We start from the raw sequence: 20201 nt of genomic DNA on the forward strand, positions 1-20201 counted from the left end.
GATGTGTCAGCCGCCCTGATCAGCAAGCTGTTTGCCCTGGGTGCGGACGTGCATGTGGCGCTTCCGGATTACCGGGGCATTTTCCACAAGCACATCGGCCCGCTCTGGGATATTTACCAAAAAGAGCTGGACACCTACCGCAAATACCTGCCCGAAGACCGGCTGCACCTGGCCGAGGACCGGGCCTTTTATTACGTGCACCACGTGTATTCCAATCTTTCCCAGGAAAACATGAAAATCGCTCTGGCATTCCAGCGGGAGGTGATCAACAATATCCTGCCGCGGGTCCGGCCGGATCTGATTCATTGCAATGACTGGATGACCGGGCTGGTGCCGGGATATTCCCGCATGGTCGGGATTCCCTGTCTGTTTACCATCCATAACATTCACACGGTCAAAGCCGCCCTGGCTGAGATCGAGGACCGGGGCATTGATGCGGCCGCCTTCTGGCAGAATCTGTATTACGATCACATGGCGGTCAATTATGAACAGAGCCGGGGTGGGAATCCTGTGGATTTTCTTGTTTCCGGGGTTTTCGGTTCCCATTTCGTCAATACGGTGAGTCCCACGTTTTTAAATGAAATTGTTTCCGGCCGGCACGGGTTTATCTCGGATGCCCTCCGCCGGGAGCTGACCAACAAGGTGGAGGCCGACTGCGGCTACGGGATTTTAAACGCCCCGGATCCGAGCTATGATCCGGCCACGGATCCCGAGTTGTTCCGCAATTATACGCCCTCTGATGCATCCGAGGGCAAGCGGGCCAACAAGCGCTATCTGCAAAAGCACCTGGGCCTGATCCAGAATCCCGAGGCACCGCTTTTTTTCTGGCCGTCCCGGCTGGATCCGGTACAGAAGGGCTGCCAGGTGCTGGCTGATATCCTGTACGAAATGGTGTCCGGGTATCATGATGAGCAGATCCAGGTGGTGTTTGTGGCAAACGGGGTTTTTCAGCCCTATTTTATTGACATTGTGCATTTCCACGGCCTGGAGGAACAAGTGGCGGTCTGCAGCTTCAGTGATCCCCTTTCGCGGCTGGCCTATGCATCTGCGGATTTTCTGTTCATGCCGTCGAGTTTCGAGCCCTGCGGCCTGCCCCAGATGATCGGGCCCAAGTACGGCACCCTGCCTGTTGCCCATGATACGGGCGGAATCCATGACACTGTGAAGCATCTGGATGTGGCAAACAACCGCGGAAACGGGTTTTTGTTCGAGGTCCTGGATTCGCCGGGACTCATGTGGGCCGTGGACCAGGCCATGGCCTTTTACCGCCAGCCCCTTGCGGTAAAGCAGCCGCAGATCCGGCGGATCATGGAACAGAGCGCGGCGCGTTTCAACCACGAGGTCACGGCCCGGCAATACATTGATTTGTATGAAAAAATGCTTCACCGGCCCCTGGTCTCCCATTCCTCTGACATCGCCTGATATAAGGAAACACCATGGAACCCTGGCAGCAGCTTGTCGCACTTGATTCGTATCTGGAGCCCTATGCGGAGACCCTTCGCAGACGGGCTGCATACATCAGTGCCCTGGAGGACCGCCTGACCGGCGGCAATGCGTCTTTGTCGGATTTTGCTTCCGGTCACGAGTATTTCGGCCTGCATTTGCGAAACAATCAATGGGTGTTCCGGGAGTGGGCGCCCAATGCCGAGACGGTTTATCTCATTGGCGACATGACCGGGTGGAAGGAGGACCGGGACTTTGCCCTGACGCCCGCAGACACCCCGGGCGTATGGGAAATCCACATGCCCGCCGACCGGCTGGGGCACAAGGATCTTTACAGGCTGCGGATCCACTGGCCCGGGGGCTCCGGTGACAGGATTCCCGCATGGGCCCGCCGGGTGGTTCAGGATCCGGATACACTGATTTTCAATGCCCAGGTATGGCTGCCGGATTCGCCCTATGTGTGGCGCCATCCCGGATTTGTCTGCCCGGACCGGCCGCCGCTGATCTATGAGGTGCACGTGGGCATGGCTCAGCAGGAAAAGAAGGTGGGCACCTATCGCGAGTTTGTGGACCTGGTGCTGCCGCGTATTGCTGCTGCCGGATACAATACCATCCAGCTCATGGCCGTACAGGAACATCCCTATTACGCCTCTTTTGGCTACCAGGTGTCAAACTTTTTTGCGGCCTCGTCGCGCTTTGGCACCCCGGAGCAGCTCAAGGAGCTGGTGGATGCCGCCCATGAGGCGGGTCTTTGCGTGCTCATGGATCTTGTGCACTCCCATGCCGTGGCAAACGAGGCAGAGGGTTTAAGCCGGTTTGATGGTACGGATTATCAATATTTTCATTCAGGAGACCGGGGCCATCATCCCGCTTGGGATTCCCGGCTGTTTGATTACGGCAAAATAGAGGTCCTGCACTTTCTGCTTTCCAATTGCCGGTTCTGGCTTGATGAATACGGGTTTGACGGATTTCGCTTCGACGGCATCACCAGCATGCTCTATACCCATCACGGGCTGGGAAAAGCCTTTGTCTCCTATGATGATTATTTTGATCACAGCGTGGATGAAGATGCCCTGTCCTATCTGTGCCTGGCCAACAAGCTGATCCATGAGATCCGCGAAGATGCCGTCACCATTGCCGAGGATGTCTCGGGAATGCCCGGGCTTGCCCTGGAAAACAAATCTGGAGGTGTTGGTTTTGATTACCGGTTTGCCATGGGCATTGCTGATTATTGGATCCGGGTGATCAAGGAATATAGCGACGAGCACTGGCCCCTGGGGACGATCTGGCACGAGCTGACCAACCGGCGGGCAGAGGAGCGGACCATCAGCTATGCCGAATCCCACGACCAGGCCCTGGTGGGCGATCAGGCCCTTATTTTCCGGCTGATCGGCAAAGACATCTATGCGCACATGCACAAAGACGATCCCAGGATGACAGTGGACCGGGGCGTGGCCCTGCACAAAATGATCCGGCTGATCACCCTGGCCACGGCCGGCCACGGGTATCTCAATTTCATGGGAAACGAGTTCGGCCATCCGGAGTGGATCGATTTTCCCAGGGCTGAAAACAATTGGTCCTACGCTTATGCCAGAAGACAATGGCACCTGGCCGATGCTCCGGATCTGAAATTCAAGTGTCTGGGCCATTTTGACCTGGACATGATTGAAACCGCCAAAAAATGTGAAATTCTGTCAAAGACAGAGCCCGCCCTGCTGTGCCATCATGAATCCGACAAGGTCCTGGCATTTGAGCGAAACGGGTGCGTGTTTGCATTCAACTTTCATCCCGTGCAGTCCTATACCGATTACCGGATTTCAGCCCCGGCCGGCGCCTACACCACCATCCTGGACTCGGATGCGCAATCATACGGCGGCCACGGCCGCCTTTATTCCGGCCAGCGGCATTTGACCCTTCATGAAGACGCCCATAAGGGACCCCGGGATTTTCTGCAGCTTTATCTGCCCACCCGCACGGCCTTGGTGCTTTTTCCGGAACTCGGCAAGAGCTGATTTCTTTTCTTATTGGTTGACAAAGGAAAAGCGGGGCTGGGCGTTGATCAAAGCGCGGGTGTAGTCGGATCCGGGGTTGTTGATCACCTGCTCGGCCGGGCCGGACTCCACGATCTGTCCCTCGCTTAGCTGGTGGGGGTAGCTGGCAAAAAAATCCGCTGCCGGACTCAGGCCCGCGGCATCAAGAGTCAGGGCCGCTTTTTGCCTGCGGGCTTCGCTCCTTCCCAACAGGGGAGGATCGGGCAAACAGGGACCGGTGCTCGCTGTAGGTTTTTTTGAGTCCCTGGATTTGCACCAAGGGTTCAGCTGCGCTGTTTGGCAAGGACCAGATATTGCCGATTCCCTCCACCATGGAAACCCAGCCGCTAAAGGTTCTGGTGTCCACGGCTTCGGCCTTTTCCACGAACTCCCATTTCGAGTGATATTTTGGCACGTTAAAGGATTTGATGGTATTGACCGTAAACACCACGTCTTCTGCGGTCACAGGGGAGCCGTCCGACCATTTGGCCTCCCTGAGTTCCATGGTGTAGGTGTTTGTTTCTTTGTCCCAGACGGGCATGGCCTTTGCCAGCCACGGGGTGAGTTCCAGGGTTTCCGGGTGTTCGGTGTAAAGGGGCTGATAGATCAGAGATAAAATTTTGTTGGAATTGGCATCGGTTGCCATCCAGACATTGAGGGTTCGCGGCTCTTCGGCAATGCCCACGCGCAGGGTACTTCCTGAGGCCTGAGCAGTAGTGTCGGGCAGGAAAAAAACATGGCTGCTGCCGTCAGGATCAGGGACCAAACAATAAATCTTGAAAAAAGTGCATGTGCGGTTCCTTTTCATAGAAGTGCTGCCTGCCGGGATTGTCTCTTGGCAAGGGCCATTTTTTCCACAAAGTCGATGACTCGGGTTTCAATCCGGATATTTTCCACCCGGTTGATCCGGGGGATGCCCCCGGGGCTGACGCAGTTGACCTCGATTAATTTTTCATCTATCAGATCCAGGCCCACAAAATAAAGGCCGTCGGCAATGAGCCGGGGCCGGATTTCTTCGCATATCTGTCGCTCCCTTGGGGTGACGGCATGGGCAAAGGCCTTGCCCCCGGCGTGAATGTTGGTCCGGAAACTGCCGTCCGGGGGTTTTCTGCACATGGCCCCCAGAATTTCTCCGTTTAACATCAAAATGCGGACATCCCCTTTTTCTTTGACCGCCTTTAAGTATTCCTGGACCATGATTTGCTCGCGGTCTGCATAGGGCTTGTGGGCGCCCACGTAATAGTGGATCAGGGAGTTAAGGTTTTCCGGCTCCCGGGTGCTGACCTTGATAATGCCCTGGCCCCCGAACCGGCCAAGGGGCTTGATAACCATGTCGCCGCCGAAATTGTCGATGATTTTTCTAAGACGGAACGGATCACGGGAAATATGGGTTTCCGGGATCAGGTCCGGAAAATTCAGGGTATAGAGCTTGCTGTTGCCCAGAACCATGCCGCACGGATCATTGATCATAAATACCTGGTTACGGATCGGAGCCAGAAATTCAACAGAATTGTAGTTTAGGGGCGGGTCCTTGCGAAGAAAAACGGCGTCGAGTTCCGTGAGTTCCTCGAAACTCAGCGATTCCTTCTGCTGCTGGGCAATGATCTGGTCCCAGTACTGCTTGATGGAAAGATCGCGGGCCACTGTGATTTCTTTCATCCGGGCCACGATGTGCTGTCTGCGCACATAGATGTCATGGGGTTCGAGAAAAAACACCGAATGTCCCCGCTGATTGCATTCATACATCAGGGCGGTGGTGGTTTCAAACACCGGGTCGATGGTTTCCAGCCGATCCATGACAAAAGCTATTTGCATGGCGCATCCTTTTGTGACCCGGTTCTTGCCTCAGCGTCTGCCACCATTGATTGCAGATGGCGCAGGCGCTGGCTCAATGCCGTGCAGATCTGCAGGGCGATACCCGGATACTCGCGCACCAGTTCGTTGAATTCAGGCTTGTCAAGAAGCAGAAACCGCGCGGGTTTCAGAGTGCGAATGGTGGCGGACCGCTTGGTCTCCTTGAAAAGGGCCATTTCTTTAAAATAATCTCCCGGACCCATGGTGTCGAGGCGGATCTGCTTTATGCCGGCATATCCTTTTTCTCCTGTCCGGCCCGCGGCAATCACGCCTGCCTTTCGTTGATCGATTTCCCTGGAATAAAGCCAGGTGTCGATTTTGGGTTTGAGCTTCCCCGGGGTTTTCATGTACAGGCATCCTGCCGCGTTTCCCCGAACCTCGGGGTGGGGGTGCTGGGTCAGGGTTTTGAGCCGGTCGCGGATGGCCGGATTGCCCGAGCCGGTCCTGTGGATGGTGCGGATGACCGCAACCGTGAGCTCCGGCTCATTGCTGGCAAAAAGAATCCTTTGCAGCATCTCTGCGGTCCCGGGCCCGGGGTTGTCTGAAAGCATTTCCAGCAGCCGGATCCGGGTGGCCGGATTCTGCTGTTCCATGCTTTTTTTATCCAGCATGTTTCTGGAAATCAGGTCCATGAGAATAGCGGCATATTTGCGCTTGAGCACAAACTGGGCCACCAGCCAGACCAGCACAAAGGGCAGGGCCACCAGGGAAAGATAGCGCGGGTGAAACAGGTTGGCTGAGGCCAGAATCAGCCCCGAGCCGACAAACAGGGCGACCCGGACCACAGTGCCGCGCAGAAAGGCGATAAATGCAATGATGTAGTTAAATGTGTGAAACATCAGGGCCACGGGCAGGCTGAAGCGGCCATAGAGCCGGCCCACAAACAGCAGCAGCACCGGGCTGATGATATTGAGCACGCCCCGGAAATAAGAAAAAAAGCCAAGCAGGCCGGATTCGCTGGCAAAATAGGCATCTGCGGCAAAATTGAATTGATAGTTCATGATGGTGATCACCACATTGGGCATGAACGTGAGCACCAGCACGATTTTGACCAGGGTCGACTGCCGTAAGGGCAACACCTGCTGGAACTGCTCGCGCATGGGCGGCTGGTGCTTCACTCTTTTGGCCTTTTTATCCCCTCCCAGACATTGCCGTGCATGTCGTAAAGGCCCCAGTCATTGGGTTCATAGCTTTTTACCGCCGCCGGCCCGGCACGCGTATTCCCACTCGGTTTCTGTGGGCAGGCGGTAGGTTTGACCGGTGCGGCGGTTTAGCTCCTTTATGAATCTTTTGCGTCATGCCATGAAACGCCGGTCACAGGCAGGTTTTTGGGCCCTTTTCTGGGGAAAAGCCATTTTTTGCCCATCACTGCCTGCCATTGGCCGATGGTCACCTCAGTGGTCTGCATAAAAAAAGGCTCTGAAACAGCCGCCTCGTGGGGTTTTTTACTTTCACCCCGAAGGGGCGCATCCGGGAGGCTGCCCATCATGAACAGACCCGGTTCGATTCTGACAAATTCCATGCCCAGGCGGTTTTTATAAACTTTTTCCGCTGCCCGGACCGCCGGGGGCAAAGTCAGCAATGCAAAGACCGCGGCCAGGGAAATGAGAAAATAGAGGTTTCGCATGATACATATCCTTGATATATAGAAGATACATAAAAGCTTTTAGCGACGCCAGAGCAGGAAGGAAGTTCTGCGGTCGGAGTCAGTTTTTTCGCTCCTGAACGTTTTTACGAATTCATCAAATGCCTTCGCTGAAATTTCAAAAACTCGGCCTGTCGGCCTCAAACAGTTTGAAATTTTTTTGCTTCGGCATTTGCCGAATTTTTTCGTAAAAACGTTCAATGTCGCTACAAAAACTGATCCCGACCTTGGACTTCCTTGGATGCCGTTTGGCGTTTCCGGGTCTTGGTTAAACGTATCAAACATATTGTTTTTTAGATATTTTAAGGGGTTTTTGAGAAACTGTCAAATTCAACTGCATTGCCGGAGGGCGAAAAATTGACGGAAACAGAAACCATAGAAGACATTGTTTATTATTTTGCCCCGCCGGATGAATTGGCAGAACAAGATCTGGAGCGCATCATTGCCCTGGTGGAGGCCGGCGGCTCGGTGGACCCGGGCCGGGTGCGGGAAAACTTGTCCCATGCTTTTTTAATCGGGTATGAGAGAGATGACAGCGGCCAAATCGTGGCCTGCTCCAGTCTCAAGAATCCCCGGCCCGAATTTACGCAAATGGTTCGGGAGCAGACCGGCCTGGATTTGTCGGGTTTTCTGGAACGGGGCTATACATCGGTTCTGCCGGAATTCCGGGGCAAAAAAATGGCCAGCAATCTGCTGGCGGGCCTGACGGCCCGGGTGGGCGACCGGAAGCTTTATTCCGTGATCGGCGAGGACAACATCGGGGGGCAGAAGATTGCCATCAACAACAACACCCGGAAAATGGCTGTTTATAAAAGCCCGAAAACCGGGAAAAAAATGGGGATCTGGATCCCGGAATGAATGATTTGAAAAATAAAAACCCAAGTAGGGAGCATCAGATAATGCACCGGGAAGATCAAAACGGGATATGGGACAGCCGGTTCGCCGGCCTTTTGCTGGAAACCATGGGCGAAGGGGTTTTCACCCTGGATTCCGAAGGACGCATTACATCCTGGAATCCGGCCATGGAAAGGCTTTCCGGCTACCGGGCTGAAGAAGCCATTGGCTGTTTCTGTTCATTGCTGGCGTTTAGCCGGTGTTTCGGCCGGGATTGCCCGGCAAATATCCATGAGTGCGAGATTTATAAAAAAGGTCGGGTCCAGCCGTCTGAATGCCAGTTAAAACACAAAGACGGCCACAGGGTCTCGGTAATCAAAAACGCCCGGGTTCTTAAAGACGAGGAAAACCGGATTATCGGGGTGGTTGAGACCCTGACGGATTTAACCGAGCTGACCGCTGCACGGAGAAAAGCCGAGGAAGCCCAGCAAAAGCTGCTCGAGAAACACCAATTCCACAATATTATCGGCAAAAGCCATGCCATGCGGGAGGTTTTCCAGGCCCTTCGCATGGCGGCCAAAAGTGATGCCTCGGTGCTGCTGCAGGGTGAAAGCGGCACAGGCAAGGAACTTGCGGCCGGGGCGATTCATTACAACAGTGACCGGAGCAAGGGGCCCCTGGTGGTGGTCAATTGCAGCGCCCTTTCCGAGTCGCTTCTGGAAAGCGAACTATTCGGCCATGTCCGCGGCGCTTTTACCGGCGCCCACCGGGACCGGGTGGGGCGATTTGAGGAAGCCCACGGGGGAACCATCCTGCTTGATGAAATCGGAGAAGTCAGCCCCTTGATCCAGCTCAAGCTGCTGCGGGTGCTTCAGGAGCGCCAGATCGAACGGGTCGGGGAGACCAGTGCCCGGCATCTGGATATCCGGGTGATTGCCGCCACTCACAAGGACCTCTACAGCCTGGTGCGCGAGGGCAATTTCCGGGAAGATCTGTTTTACCGGCTCAAGGTGTTTCCGGTGTTTCTGCCGCCGCTTCGCAGCCGCAGGGAGGATATTCCGCTGCTGGTGCGCCATTTTATCGATAGTTTCAACACCAAAACCGGCAAGGGCATTTCCGGTCTGAGCCATGATGCCATGCAGTTGATGATGGACTATAACTGGCCCGGCAATGTCCGGGAGCTGGAAAACGCCATTGAGCATGCCTTTGTCCTTTGCGAGAACGAATGGATCGATGTGTTTGACCTGCCGGTGGAAATCCGTCAGATGGAATTGGATTCCCTGTCTGCCGAACTTTTTCATAGCGGCGCTGTCCATAAGCATAAAAAATTGACCCGGGAGACTTTGATGGCACTGCTGCAGGAATGTGGGTGGAATAAGGCAGAGGTGGCCCGGCGGGTGGGAAAGAGCCGGACGTCTATTTGGAAGTACATGAAGAAATTTGATATTCCTCTGGAGCCGCCTGAAGCCGTCTGATCGAAATTTGTTCTAAGTCACATCAAACTTAAACTGAGCGATTTTCAAGTTTTTAAAGCTAAAACGGATCTAAATCATTTAAAATAATAGAGAAATAAAAATTTTAAAAATTTGAAACGATCAGTTTAGAATCAAAAAAGTTGCTGTTAATGTTTAGTTTTATGATTTTCGCATGATTTTTTCCTGGCAAACATCAAGCGATGTGAGAAGTTTTTTACAGGGTGTCAATACGCTATGTCTTTGATCAAACGGATTGTGGCGAAAATAACGTTACTTCAGCGTTACAATAAACAAGGATGTGTTGCCGGACAAACACAGAAAACCTTTACCCCAAGTGGCGCAAATTTTTTGTTGCCGAATAATTATTTGAATTTATAATTTTTTATGAATGCGCCCGGAAGGGTAAAAAAGATGGCACAATTATTGATTGATGAGCTCGTAAAAAGCTTTTTACCGCGTTCGATGTTTTTGTAGGAAGGAAGCCCTGCGGCCGGGGTCAGTTTTTTTGCTCCGGACCGTTTACGGATTCAGCCAATGCCTTTGCTTAAAATTTCAAAAACTCGGCCTGTCGGCCTCAAACAGTTTGAAATTTTTTAGCTTCGGCATTTGCTGAATTTTTCCGTAAACGCTCAATGTCGCTTCAAAAACCGACCCCGCCCTTGGGCTTCCTTGGAAGTCTTTTTTCAGATGGCGTCGTAAAAAGTTCAAGATCAAGGCTTGCGTGATTCCGAGGAATGCAGAGTAGTTAGCCGTACGTGAAATTCTGAGGAATCGCGCATAACGCAGATATTGGACTTTTACGGCGCCATTCATCGATTGGGTTATGAAAAAAACAAAGGGAGGCGCATTCATGGAGCCAGAAAAGCTGGAAAGCAGTGAGGATTTCCGTCAGGCTACGCAAAAGGGAGTCTGCCTGGTGGATTTCAATGCACCGTGGTGCGGGCCGTGCAAGGCCCAGGCACCCATTGTCGATCAGATTGCAGACGATTTTGCCGGCCGTGCCCGGATCCTTGAAGTAAATGTATCTGAAAACCGGGAAGTGGCAAACCAGTTCGGCATCCATAGCATCCCCACTCTGGTTGTGTTTAAAAACGGCCGGGAATTGGAGCGATTTGTGGGGATGCAGCCCAGGGAGATCCTGGTGGGCGCCATTGAAAATGCCGCGGAAAAAGGAGAGTAAAACATGAAAAAATGGGTTTTAGGGGTCCTGGCAGCGGCCATATTATCGGGGCCGGCCATGGCTGTGGATCACAGCAATTATATCCATGACGATTTTGAATCCGGCCCGGAGGTCACTGAAACCTGTCTGCACTGCCATGCCGAGGAGGGCAAGGAAGTGCTGGAATCCGCTCACTGGTTGTGGAAAGGGCCTTCCCCCCATGTGGTGGGGCTTGAAAAAGGCGTGGAACTGGGCAAAAGGGATCTGATGAACAATTACTGAGTCAGCATAGAGTCCAATTGGTGCAGGTGCACCAAATGTCACGCCGGGTACGGAAAAGAAGATGACACTTTTGATTTCATGGATGATGCGGCCGTGGACTGCCTGGTCTGTCACGATCAGACCGGCAAGTATGCCGGCAGCAAGGGGGAATGTGGTTACACGGATGGTTCCGTGAATCTGCTCGAAGTCGCCCAAAGCGTGGGCAAGCCCACCCGTTCCAATTGCGGTTCCTGTCATTGGTACGGCGGCGGGGGAAACAATGTGAAGCACGGGGACATGGATGCGGCCCTGGCCGATCCCTCACGGGAGCATGATGTGCACATGGGCGGCATGGATTTTCAGTGCCAGGACTGTCACACCACAGAGAATCATAAGATTGCCGGCAGAAGCACCACATCATCTGTCAGCGAAGGACCGGTGGCGTGCACGGACTGCCATGACAGCCGGCCCCATGACAAGTCCTCGGCAATGCTTTCCAAGTTAAACGATCACACCCATACCGTGTCCTGCGAGGCCTGCCATATTCCCGAATACGCAAAGGATGCGCCCACCACCACGCTCTGGGACTGGTCCCAGAGCGGCAGGGAGGATAAGGTCCTGGAAAACAAAGGGAAAAAGAAAAGAATTTTGAGCAAGAAAAAAGGGCTGTTGATCCGGGAAAAAAATCTGACCCCCGAATATGAGTGGTACAACGGCACCCACAAGCGGTACCTCAAGGGAGATCCCATCAACCGGGAGGCCGGCACCCAGATCAATCCGCCCCAGGGAGATATCCATGACCCGGAAGCCAAAATTACGCCCTACAAGATCATGAAGGGCGTGGAGCCGGCTGATCCGGTCAACGGGCATTTGATTGTGCCCAAGCTCTTTGGCGATGGCGGCTATTTTGAAACCTATGACTGGATCGATACATCGGAAAAAGGTATGGCTTCGGCGGGCCTGGATTTTTCCGGGGAAGTGATTTTTGTGGAGACCATCATGCACTGGCGGTTGAATCATCAGGTAGCCCCCAAGGAGGAGGCCCTTTCCTGCCTGGACTGCCACGGCTGTGACAAGGTGATGAATTTCCGCGCGCTGGGATATGAAGGCGATCCGGCCAACGTGGGCGGCCGCTCCGCAGGGCGGCAGTGATTTTGGTCCGGCATTGGAGATACAAGCAAAGCAAGTCCAAAGGAGATGGATATGACAAACAATGTGGTGATCAGTCTGTCTTGCGGCACAGACAATCCCAACCGGGCCACCCGGGCCGTGCACCTGGCCACGGTGGCCCACAAGGAAGGCAAGAATGTAACCCTGTTTCTTCTTGATGAAGGGGTCTATATCGCAAAAAAGGGCCTTGCCGACAATCTGCGGGCAGCCACCGGCGATGTGGCAGATGATCTGATCACCTATCTGCAGGCCCATGAAGTACCCATTTTGGCCTGCATCCCGTGTGCAAAGGCCCGGCGGATTGCCGGGGAGGATTTAATCGATGGCGCCCGCATGGGCACGGCTGCGGAATTGATTCAATTGTCCTGCGATGCTGCAGTGATCAGTCTGTGATCCCGGTGCAGGACCCAAACCTCTCTGGGAAGCGCTGCCATGGATATCGGTGTTATCACGGTCCGGGACGGTGATTATCCGCCAAACCGGCAGCTTTTGGAGGCGGCGGAAAAGCGGGGATGCGCCCTGGGCCTTGTGGATGCATACCGGGCCGGCCCCTGGATCTTCCGGGGCCGGCCCGGTATGGGCGGGGCTCTGATTGGCTTCCTGCCACGGGTGATTCTGCCCCGGCAGGACGCACGGATCTTCGGGTGCTGCTCATCGGGGAAAAGATTGCCGGGGCCATGGCCCTGGCGCCGGCGGAAGGGGATTTTCGGTCCAACTTTCACGTATCCGGCCAAAGCTGGCCCTTTGATTTAACCCGGGAAATTGAGCAAATGGCCCTGGCCGTAGGCCGGGCAGATCATAGATTTCTGCCTCAACCGTGCCCGGAAAACGGATAGCGTGTTTTGAAGATTCAAGATCTGATGGCACCGTAAAAAGCTTTTTACCGCGCCATCCAAAAATTTACTTTTTACGAGATTGTCAAAATCTGGGCGGCTGCGAACCTGGCGGTCTATATCGTTGTGCCCGCGGCCCTGATCGTCTATTTCCTGTTTTTCGAACCCGAGGCCATGTACGGCAAAATCGTGGCCCTTTTGTTTTTCCGTTCCGTGATGATCGGCCTGATCACCGCAAGCCTTTCCTTTTTCATTGTGGAGAGCTATACCCGGCATATTTCCATTCCCTTGGTGTTTCCCGACGGCGGGCTCACAGAGGTTCCCGGTACCTCGCCCACAGCAAGGCCATGGAAGGCCGCCGCCAGCTGGGGGCAACCGGTGATCCGCTGGAACTGGCCGTTTTGGAGCAGAAGCAGACACATTCCCACGGCACATGGCTTGGCAGCGGCCGTCCCCCGGAGAGGGTGGCCGGTTTTTGCTGGCTCGGTCAGGCACCCTGGGTCTTGATTATGCAGGCCCCGGGCCGGGGCTTGAAAAAAGCCGGGAGTCCTTGGATAAACATGCACCGGGTGGTTTTGCCGGCGTTGCTGTAAGGGGGGCAATGGGTGCAGAAAAACCGGTGCACTGCAACCAAACAGGCGGCTGCCACCAGTGTATATATCCCCGTCCAGATCATGGAATCCCGGGAAATGCAATGGATGGCCGTTAACACGGGAATCAGGGCCAAGGCTGTCCATGCCAGAAAGTCTGTGAATGTAAATGTCTGCTTGAGATTGGATGCCTGTCGGGTCATGGGTTTCATTCCTTTGCCTGGGCATATTTCTGAAGAATTTCTGCGATCTGCCGGTCCTTTTCATCCCACAGGGCGTTTAGCCAGTCCTGGAAACGCTGCCTGAATTCCGGGTCGGTTTCAGCACCGGGCCGCACAAATTCCCGGGGAATTTCCATGCGTTCGGCCCGCATCACCACCCGGGGTATTTTCCCCTTGAGAAAGTCCCAGAAAGGCAGCGGGGCCTTGTTTTCGGGATACACCAGGGTCACGTCGATAATGGCCTCCAGGTTGTCTCCCATGGCCGAAAGCACCGTTGCCACACCGCCGGCCCGGGGCTTTAGCAGGTGTTGGTAGGGCGAGTTTTGGTATTGACGCTTTTTTTCGTCAAAACGGGTGCCTTCCACGAAATTGATCACTGATATTGGCGATTTCTTGAATTTTTCGCAGTATTTGCGGGTGGTTTCCAGATCCTTTCCCTTTAATTCCGGATGTTTTTCCAGAAACTGTTTTGAATAGCGCTTCATGAAAGGAAAATCCAGGGCCCACCACGCAATCCCCAGAAGCGGAACCCAGATCAGCTGGCGCTTGAGAAAAAACTTGAGAAAGGGAATCCGGCGTTTCCATACGTGCTGCAGCACCAGAATATCAGCCCAGGAGCGGTGATTGGAAAGCACCAGGTAAGAGGCTGTTGAATCAAATCCGTCCACTCCCTCCACGTCCCAGGCGATATCCTGGGTTATGCGCAGGATAAGGCTGTTGATGTAAATCCAGATCCAGGCAATGGCTGTCAGGATTCGGGTGAGAAAGTGGCGGATGCCTTCATGGGGTATCAGGGTTTTGAGAATAACAAAAGGCAGGAGGGTCAAAAAGCCGCCCACGGTGTTGCCGGTATATAAAAGCAGGGCAATGACGCCGCGGAGCGGGCCGGGCAGAAATCCCAACATAGGCGCTCCTCTGTGGCAGTTTCGATTGATATCAGTTGATATCAGAGGTTGCTGAAATATTTTCCGATATCACAGACACGGAATAAAAATCAAGCCCGCGGGCCGCAGGTCAGGTCACTTCGAACTTTTTCCCCGGGCGGATTTTCAAAGGAGCGCATGGCCGAAAGCATGTCCGGCAGATGTCTGGCCATGCGCCACAGGCTGTGGCGGTGCTGCCACAGCCGGCGGGTAAATTTTTTCCGCCAGCAGGGATCTGAGTAAAACCGTTTGACATGTTCGTTGTAGAGCCGGTCAAGCACTTGTCTGGAGCCGATTTCCGACGGGATAAAAACAAAATTCAGGCAGTTCATTTTTCGCCAGTCCTCTTCCAGAGCGCCGTGGTCGGCAATGGTCTTCCAGACCGGGGCCCCGTGAAACGGGGTAAACTTGGCCATGTTCATGTCATCTAAGCCCAAAGACATGACAAAATCACTGGTTTTGCGGATCGATTCAACGCTTTCCCCGGGCAGTCCCATCATGAACAGGCCCTTGGCCCGCAGCCTTGCGGCCTGAATCCGCAGGACCGTATCTTTGACCGCATCAAGGTAGACCCCGGGTTTATGGACTTCCAGCAGATCCGGATCACCGGTTTCAATGCCCAGAGACACCATGAGGCATCCGGCCGCCTTGAGCATCTCAAGCAGCTCGTCGTCTGTGTGGCCCACGCGTACGGCGCAGTTAAACTGCATGTCCAGGGGTTTGGCAGCCAGCAGATCGCACAAATGGGCAATGCGGTCGCGCCGGAGGGTAAACAGGTCGTCGTAGATGTTTAAATGGCGAATCCCAAAGCGGGTGCGCATATAGCGCATATGCTCATAGATGTATTCTGCGGAATTGTACCGGAACCGGTTTTTGAAAACTGATCGGTCGCAGTAGGAGCACTGATATGGACAGCCCCGGCTGGTGACCATGGTGGCGCCCGGGGCTTTGATGTAGCTGAAAAGCGGCAGATTGTAGCCTTTGGGAAATCCGGCCAGTTTTTCATAAGTCGGAAAGGGCAGTGCGTCAAGATCCGGCAGAAAGGCCTGCCCCGGGTTTTCAACGACCCGGTTGTTTTCCCGCCGGATCAGGCCGGGAATTTGCGCCGGGTTTGTCCCGGATGCCAGTTTTGCCAGGGTTTGTTCGCCTTCGTTCATGCACAGATAATCGATTTGGTCGAAATCCTCCAGCAGCCTTGCACCCAGGGCCGATACATGAACACCGCCGAAAATGATCTCAACGCCAGGGGCCTGCTTTTTGATCCGGCAGGCCATTTCATAGCCGTCGGGAAACCCGGAGGTGGTGGCTGAAAATCCCACCAGATCGGGCTTCCGGCTTAGAATTGCATCGACGTTGACCCCGGGTTCCGGTGATGCCTTTGGCCCCAGGCAATCATGGACAAACACCGTGTGCCCATCACGTTCCAGGTAGGCCGCTATGGAAAGCAGACCCAACGGGGCCATGCGGTTGGCCGTGGCGCTGACGTCTTTTTTGCCGGGCATCCAGTTGGATCCGGCCGGATGAACCAGTACAATGCGCATTTATTTTCCCTGTCCGGCAGCTGTGTCATTTATGGATGTGGATATCATTGATCCATTCTCGTAGTTTATCCATATCAGACACAGGGGGATCAGGAAAGGGGTAGAAGGGGGGGCAAGGTTTGCCCCCCTTCATCCTCCTTAGAATCAGGCTGTGTCGTGAGCCGGGCCGCCGGAGGATTTGCGTTTGGCCGGATCCCGCATGGTCCGAAGCAGGTCAATGCTTTGCTTCATGCCCTTGTAGTGGCGGGCCATATCAAGGGCCATGCCCGTGATGCTGCCCACGGCCTGGACAAAATTGACATCCTCCAGGGTAAATTCCCAAGGCTCGGCGGTGTATACCCGAAGCACCCCGATGGAGCGGCCGCCGATCATCACCGGAACCGAGAGGATGGATGAAATGCCTTCCTGCCTGGCTTCATCCGGATACTGAATCCGGGGGTCGTCAGATACGTCAAAGATGGCCACGGGCCCGTGCTCCAGGGATTCGGAGATGGATTTCAAGGCGCTTAAGGGCCCCTTGTTGACATAGTTGTCACTCAATCCAAAGGATGCGGCCAGCTCCAGTTCCCGGGTTTCCCGGTTGACCAGAAAAAGTGCGCATCCCTTGACTTCCAGCGCCCTGGCAATGTTTTCCACGGCCATGAGCACAACCTCCTCCGGGTCCTTGGAATGGGAAATGGCGTTGGTGACTTTCAGCAGGGTTTCGTAATTCATGAGTTGTTTTTTCATTTTCCCCCCTTTGTGGTTTCAAAGATTGTATATAATACCGGTGTTGGTTTACACCGGAGATGAAAGCCCGGGGATAGAACACAAAACCAAAAAAGCAGCAACGCATCTGTCAGCTGAGCGGGAGCCGGAGAAGAGTGTTTGAAAAAAGAAATCTGTTTATATATAAAATAATAGCCCCCGGGCCGCAGGTCAAACAGAGGCTGGTGGAAATTTTGCGGTTTGCCGCTGCCGGCTTTACAAAACCGGCTTTATGATTATTCTAAAATAGCACGGATAACCATACACTACGGAGGAAAAGCATATGTATAACCAAGTCGTCATGGATCATTTTAAAAATCCGAGAAATGTGGGGGTCATTGAAAATCCCGACGGGGTGGGCGAAGTTGGCAATCCCCTGTGCGGGGACATGATGACCATTTATTTGAAAATCGATGAGAAAGATCAGCGGATTTCAGATATAAAGTTTCAGACCTTCGGCTGCGGTTCGGCCATTGCGGTATCGAGCATGCTCACGGAAATGGCCAGGGGAAAAACCCTGGATGAGGCGCGTAAGATCAGCAACAAGGATGTGGCCGAAGCCTTGGAGGGGCTGCCCAAAAACAAGCTGCACTGCTCCAACCTGGGGGCGGACGCCCTGCATATGGCCATTCAGGATTACGATGACAAAAAGGCCGGCATTGTGCGCCCCAAGGCGGAAAGAGAGGAAAAACACGAGCACGGAGACGGCCAGTCCTGCTATTGCCCCTACTGCGACGTGGAACTCGATGAGAAAGCCACTTTCTGCGAGGCCTGCCAGCGGGATCTGACCGAGGAGCATTAAAAATTTAGGACATTCGGAAAAGGTTCAATGCAGGGGAATCAACAGCGCAAAGGGAGTTTTTTGATGAATGTGATCAATCTGGACCATATTTCGTTTAATCCGCTTCTGCCGGAAGTCAAGGAGGCGATGATTGAGGCGATCAACAGTGATCTGCACAATCCTTCAAGCCAGCACAAAGCCGGGGAAAAATCTGCGGAAATGCTGGCCCAGGCCAGGCAGAATGTGGCTGACCTGATCAATGCCGCCGATCCCAAAGAAGTCGTGTTTACCTCCGGGGGCACCGAATCGGTCAACCACGCTGTCAAGGGTGCGGCCATGGCCAACCGGGAGAAGGGCAATCATATCATTACAACCAATATTGAGCACAACTCGGTGATCCGCAGCTTAAAGCGGCTTTCCGCCCAGGGATTCAAGGTGACTTCCCTGTCGGTTGACGAATCGGGCCGGGTGGATCCGGCTGCCGTGGCAGACGCCATAACAGACCAGACCGTCCTGATATCAGTAATGCACAGCAACAATGAAACCGGCACCATCCAGCCCATAGCGGAGATCGGCGCCATTGCCCGGGAAAACAAGGTGCTGTTTCACTGTGATGCCGTGGATTCCGTTGGGGTTGTGCCAGTGGATGTGCAGGCGTTAAACGCAGACCTGCTAAGCTTTGCCTCCAATCCTATTTACGGGCCCACGGGTGCGGGCGGCCTGTATATTCGCCGGGGCACCCGGATTTTTCCTCTGCTCGACGGAGGGGTTCAGGAGCATAACAAGCGGGCCGGCACCGAGAACCTCATCGGCATTATCGGAATGGGAAAGGCCGCCCAACTGGCTGCCGCCCAAATGGAACAGCGCCGGACGCATCTGGCGGATCTGAAAAAATATCTGGTGGAGCAGCTGCCCCAATACGTGGATGAATATATTATCAACACCAACCTGGATCACAGCCTGCCCAATCTGCTCAATGTGTCACTCAAGTATATCGAGGGCGAAAGCGTGATGCTGATGCTCGATGAGGAAAACCTGGCCGTGTCCACCAAGTCGGCCTGTGCCACGGGTTCGCTGCGGGCCTCTCACGTACTGCTGTCTTTGGGGCTGAGTCATTCAGATGCCCAGGGTACCCTGGTGATTGCATGGGGCATTGACAATACCAAAGATGATCTGCAAAAGCTGCTCTCCACGCTTTCCGGGGTGGTCAAAACCCTTCGTTCCATGTCGCCCCTGTATCAGAAATGATTGTTTAGATGGCGCCGTAAAAAGTTCAATATCTGCGTTACGCGCGATTCCTCAGAATTTCACGTACGGGTAAGTACGCTGCATTCTTCGGCAATCGCGCAAGCCTTGATCTTGAACTTTTTACGGCGCCATCTGGAAACTTACTTTTTACGAAACCATCAAGGCTTTAAGTTCAATGTTTTTGGCTTGCCGCTCTGATGCCCTGAACCTTGAACGTTGAACTTTGAACGTTGAACATTGAAAAAAGCCCTTTCCCGAGCAGGAAAGGGCTTTTTCGTCTTAGCTGGGCTGGTCGGTTTTGCCCGAGGCTTCAATGCTGCACTGGGTAAAGTCGATTGTTGTGTTGCATTTGTGGCACTTGTGGGGCCGGTCAAATTCATCGGAAAAAATTTCCACATCCGCCCCGCATTCCGGGCATTTGCAGGTAAATGCACTTAAATTTTTAAACTGCTGGAATCCTGGACAATGCTGGGGAGTGGTCTGTTCTGCCATTTTCAAGCCTCCTTGTGATGCATGTTAAATTTTTCAGTTGCTGGTTTCTGTTTTCAAAAACAAAGATAAGCATCCATGTCCAAAGAGACAAAAAATTCCGGCAATTCATGTCTGTCCGTGACAAATCCGTGTAAAGGATTATGTTTTGACATAAACCGGCAATGGAACATTTGCGAGCACAAGGAGGCATGGGTATGGAAATACGGAAAGTGTTGTGGCCCACGGATTTTTCGGGCAGTGCGGAGGCGGCTTTGCCGCATGTGCAGTCCCTGAGTCAGAATTATGGAGCAGAGGTGCATGTGCTGCACGTGCTCGAAGATATCATTCATCATCAGGGATGGTACGGGGATTTTGAATCCCAGCACGTGGAAAAACTCATGGAAAAGACACGGCAGAAGGCCAAACAGAATCTTGACCAGATTTGTGCCAATCACCTGGAAGGCTGCCCTTTGTATATCAAGCATGTGGCTGTAGGTGATCCGGCGGCAGAAATTTTAAAGCTCATTGACCAGGAAAAGGTGGACCTGGTGGTCATGGCCACCCGGGGCAAAAGCGGTGCCTTTGATTACGGCAGTGTTGCCGAGCGGGTGACAAAGCATTCGCCCGTCCCGGTGACCACCATCCCGGTGGAAAATCCTGAAAAGGGGTGATGCCCTGGCGGAAAAAGGGTGTTGACATATCTGTTTTATATCAACATATTGGGTTTAACCGGTCAAATCCTTTTAATCTTTCACTCAAGGGGAGGTCAGTATGGCAAAGGTGGAAATCAACACGGACGAGTGTGAGGGCTGTGAGAGCTGTGTGGAACTGTGTCCCGAGGTGTTCGGCTTTGACGAGGACACGGAGAAGGCCTATGTGATCAAACCCGAAGGCGGCCCTGAAGACGAAATCCAGGAGGCCATTGATTCCTGTCCCACAGAATGCATTTACTGGGAGGAATAAGCACCATTTGAA

Annotated in this window: 24 protein-coding genes and 1 pseudogene; 14 read left to right on the forward strand and 11 right to left on the reverse strand. The window is 53.7% G+C overall.

Annotation, left to right across the window (positions count from 1 at the left end; translation table 11 throughout):
* Together R6U41_RS07880 and R6U41_RS07885 are read left to right on the forward strand one after the other, a co-directional pair.
* A partial coding sequence (locus R6U41_RS07880; protein ID WP_410269290.1) for a glycogen synthase occupies positions 1-1422 on the forward strand: 1422 nt, incomplete at its 5' end.
* 14 nt (positions 1423-1436) lie between these two features.
* Complete coding sequence (locus R6U41_RS07885) at positions 1437-3455, forward strand: alpha amylase C-terminal domain-containing protein (protein ID WP_410269291.1); 2019 nt, start codon at positions 1437-1439, stop codon at positions 3453-3455.
* Between the two features lie 9 nt (positions 3456-3464).
* Here R6U41_RS07885 and R6U41_RS07890 read toward each other — a convergent pair whose 3' ends face one another.
* From R6U41_RS07890 to R6U41_RS07915, 6 genes and pseudogenes are all read right to left on the reverse strand, one after another.
* The gene (locus R6U41_RS07890; protein WP_410269292.1) at positions 3465-3683 is read right to left on the reverse strand and encodes a hypothetical protein; all 219 of its coding nucleotides are present in this window, start codon (positions 3681-3683) and stop codon (positions 3465-3467) included.
* Positions 3637-4239 carry an ABC transporter substrate-binding protein gene (locus tag R6U41_RS07895; RefSeq protein WP_410269293.1) on the reverse strand — a complete coding sequence of 201 codons (603 nt, stop codon included), beginning with the start codon at positions 4237-4239 and terminating at the stop codon, positions 3637-3639. Before R6U41_RS07895 ends, R6U41_RS07890 begins: the two co-directional genes overlap by 47 nt.
* 38 nt (positions 4240-4277) lie before the next feature.
* Positions 4278-5288 (reverse strand): glutathione synthase, encoded by a 1011-nt coding sequence (gene gshB, locus R6U41_RS07900; RefSeq protein WP_410269294.1) that lies wholly within the window; start codon positions 5286-5288, stop codon positions 4278-4280.
* Positions 5279-6445, reverse strand: coding sequence for a cyclic nucleotide-binding domain-containing protein (locus R6U41_RS07905; protein ID WP_410269295.1), 1167 nt, complete (start codon positions 6443-6445; stop codon positions 5279-5281). Before R6U41_RS07905 ends, gshB begins: the two co-directional genes overlap by 10 nt.
* Positions 6442-6610 (reverse strand): annotated as a pseudogene (locus R6U41_RS07910) (formylglycine-generating enzyme family protein). The gene R6U41_RS07905 and the pseudogene R6U41_RS07910 overlap by 4 nt, the downstream one beginning before the upstream one ends.
* Positions 6607-6954 (reverse strand): formylglycine-generating enzyme family protein, encoded by a 348-nt coding sequence (locus R6U41_RS07915; RefSeq protein WP_410269296.1) that lies wholly within the window; start codon positions 6952-6954, stop codon positions 6607-6609. Before R6U41_RS07915 ends, R6U41_RS07910 begins: the two are co-directional and overlap by 4 nt.
* 375 nt (positions 6955-7329) lie before the next feature.
* Here R6U41_RS07915 and R6U41_RS07920 point away from each other — a divergent pair, with 375 nt between their 5' ends.
* The 8 genes from R6U41_RS07920 to R6U41_RS07955 all read left to right on the forward strand — a co-directional run bounded on the left by R6U41_RS07920 (position 7330) and on the right by R6U41_RS07955 (position 13211).
* Positions 7330-7830 (forward strand): hypothetical protein, encoded by a 501-nt coding sequence (locus R6U41_RS07920; RefSeq protein WP_410269297.1) that lies wholly within the window; start codon positions 7330-7332, stop codon positions 7828-7830.
* Between the two features lie 41 nt (positions 7831-7871).
* Positions 7872-9281: a sigma-54 interaction domain-containing protein gene (locus tag R6U41_RS07925; RefSeq protein WP_410269298.1), complete on the forward strand. Its 1410-nt coding sequence runs from the start codon at positions 7872-7874 to the stop codon at positions 9279-9281.
* Positions 9282-10131: 850 nt separating this feature from the next.
* Positions 10132-10461: a thioredoxin gene (gene trxA, locus R6U41_RS07930; protein ID WP_410269299.1), complete on the forward strand. Its 330-nt coding sequence runs from the start codon at positions 10132-10134 to the stop codon at positions 10459-10461.
* Between the two features lie 3 nt (positions 10462-10464).
* Complete coding sequence (locus R6U41_RS07935; protein WP_410269300.1) at positions 10465-10722, forward strand: hypothetical protein; 258 nt, start codon at positions 10465-10467, stop codon at positions 10720-10722.
* Between the two features lie 6 nt (positions 10723-10728).
* Positions 10729-11853: a tetrathionate reductase family octaheme c-type cytochrome gene (locus tag R6U41_RS07940; protein WP_410269366.1), complete on the forward strand. Its 1125-nt coding sequence runs from the start codon at positions 10729-10731 to the stop codon at positions 11851-11853.
* A gap of 51 nt (positions 11854-11904) precedes the next feature.
* Positions 11905-12264, forward strand: coding sequence for a DsrE family protein (locus tag R6U41_RS07945; RefSeq protein ID WP_410269301.1), 360 nt, complete (start codon positions 11905-11907; stop codon positions 12262-12264).
* A 119-nt stretch (positions 12265-12383) separates the two neighbouring features.
* Complete coding sequence (locus R6U41_RS07950; protein WP_410269302.1) at positions 12384-12707, forward strand: hypothetical protein; 324 nt, start codon at positions 12384-12386, stop codon at positions 12705-12707.
* A 123-nt stretch (positions 12708-12830) separates the two neighbouring features.
* The gene (locus R6U41_RS07955) at positions 12831-13211 is read left to right on the forward strand and encodes a hypothetical protein (RefSeq protein WP_410269303.1); all 381 of its coding nucleotides are present in this window, start codon (positions 12831-12833) and stop codon (positions 13209-13211) included.
* On the opposite strand, the gene R6U41_RS07960 is transcribed toward R6U41_RS07955, so the two are convergent.
* From R6U41_RS07960 to R6U41_RS07975, 4 genes are all read right to left on the reverse strand, one after another.
* Entirely contained in the window at positions 13192-13497 is a 306-nt protein-coding gene (locus R6U41_RS07960) for a hypothetical protein (protein ID WP_410269304.1), read from the reverse strand. The genes R6U41_RS07955 and R6U41_RS07960 overlap by 20 nt on opposite strands.
* Positions 13498-13502: 5 nt before the next feature.
* Positions 13503-14420 (reverse strand): acyltransferase, encoded by a 918-nt coding sequence (locus tag R6U41_RS07965; protein ID WP_410269305.1) that lies wholly within the window; start codon positions 14418-14420, stop codon positions 13503-13505.
* 89 nt (positions 14421-14509) lie between these two features.
* Complete coding sequence (locus R6U41_RS07970) at positions 14510-15979, reverse strand: B12-binding domain-containing radical SAM protein (protein ID WP_410269306.1); 1470 nt, start codon at positions 15977-15979, stop codon at positions 14510-14512.
* 144 nt (positions 15980-16123) lie between these two features.
* Positions 16124-16708, reverse strand: a complete 585-nt coding sequence (locus R6U41_RS07975; RefSeq protein ID WP_410269307.1) for a GAF domain-containing protein — start codon at positions 16706-16708, stop codon at positions 16124-16126.
* Positions 16709-17009: 301 nt separating this feature from the next.
* Between R6U41_RS07975 and nifU the strand changes: the two genes are divergently transcribed.
* Both nifU and R6U41_RS07985 read left to right on the forward strand, forming a co-directional pair.
* Positions 17010-17528 carry a Fe-S cluster assembly scaffold protein NifU gene (gene nifU / locus R6U41_RS07980; protein ID WP_410269308.1) on the forward strand — a complete coding sequence of 173 codons (519 nt, stop codon included), beginning with the start codon at positions 17010-17012 and terminating at the stop codon, positions 17526-17528.
* Between the two features lie 63 nt (positions 17529-17591).
* Positions 17592-18755: a cysteine desulfurase family protein gene (locus R6U41_RS07985; RefSeq protein ID WP_410269309.1), complete on the forward strand. Its 1164-nt coding sequence runs from the start codon at positions 17592-17594 to the stop codon at positions 18753-18755.
* A gap of 279 nt (positions 18756-19034) precedes the next feature.
* Here the strand turns inward: R6U41_RS07985 and R6U41_RS07990 are convergent, their stop codons facing one another.
* The gene (locus R6U41_RS07990; RefSeq protein WP_410269310.1) at positions 19035-19247 is read right to left on the reverse strand and encodes a hypothetical protein; all 213 of its coding nucleotides are present in this window, start codon (positions 19245-19247) and stop codon (positions 19035-19037) included.
* Positions 19248-19441: 194 nt separating this feature from the next.
* On the opposite strand from R6U41_RS07990, the gene R6U41_RS07995 reads away from it, so the two are divergent.
* On the forward strand, positions 19442-19897 hold the full coding sequence (locus R6U41_RS07995; RefSeq protein ID WP_410269311.1) for a universal stress protein: 456 nt from the start codon (positions 19442-19444) through the stop codon (positions 19895-19897).
* A gap of 100 nt (positions 19898-19997) precedes the next feature.
* Positions 19998-20189, forward strand: a complete 192-nt coding sequence (locus R6U41_RS08000) for a ferredoxin (RefSeq protein WP_410269312.1) — start codon at positions 19998-20000, stop codon at positions 20187-20189.
* The last annotated feature ends 12 nt before the right edge of the window (positions 20190-20201 follow it).

This window comes from Desulfosalsimonas sp. (assembly GCF_046483245.1).
GTDB lineage: Bacteria > Desulfobacterota > Desulfobacteria > Desulfobacterales > Desulfosalsimonadaceae > Desulfosalsimonas.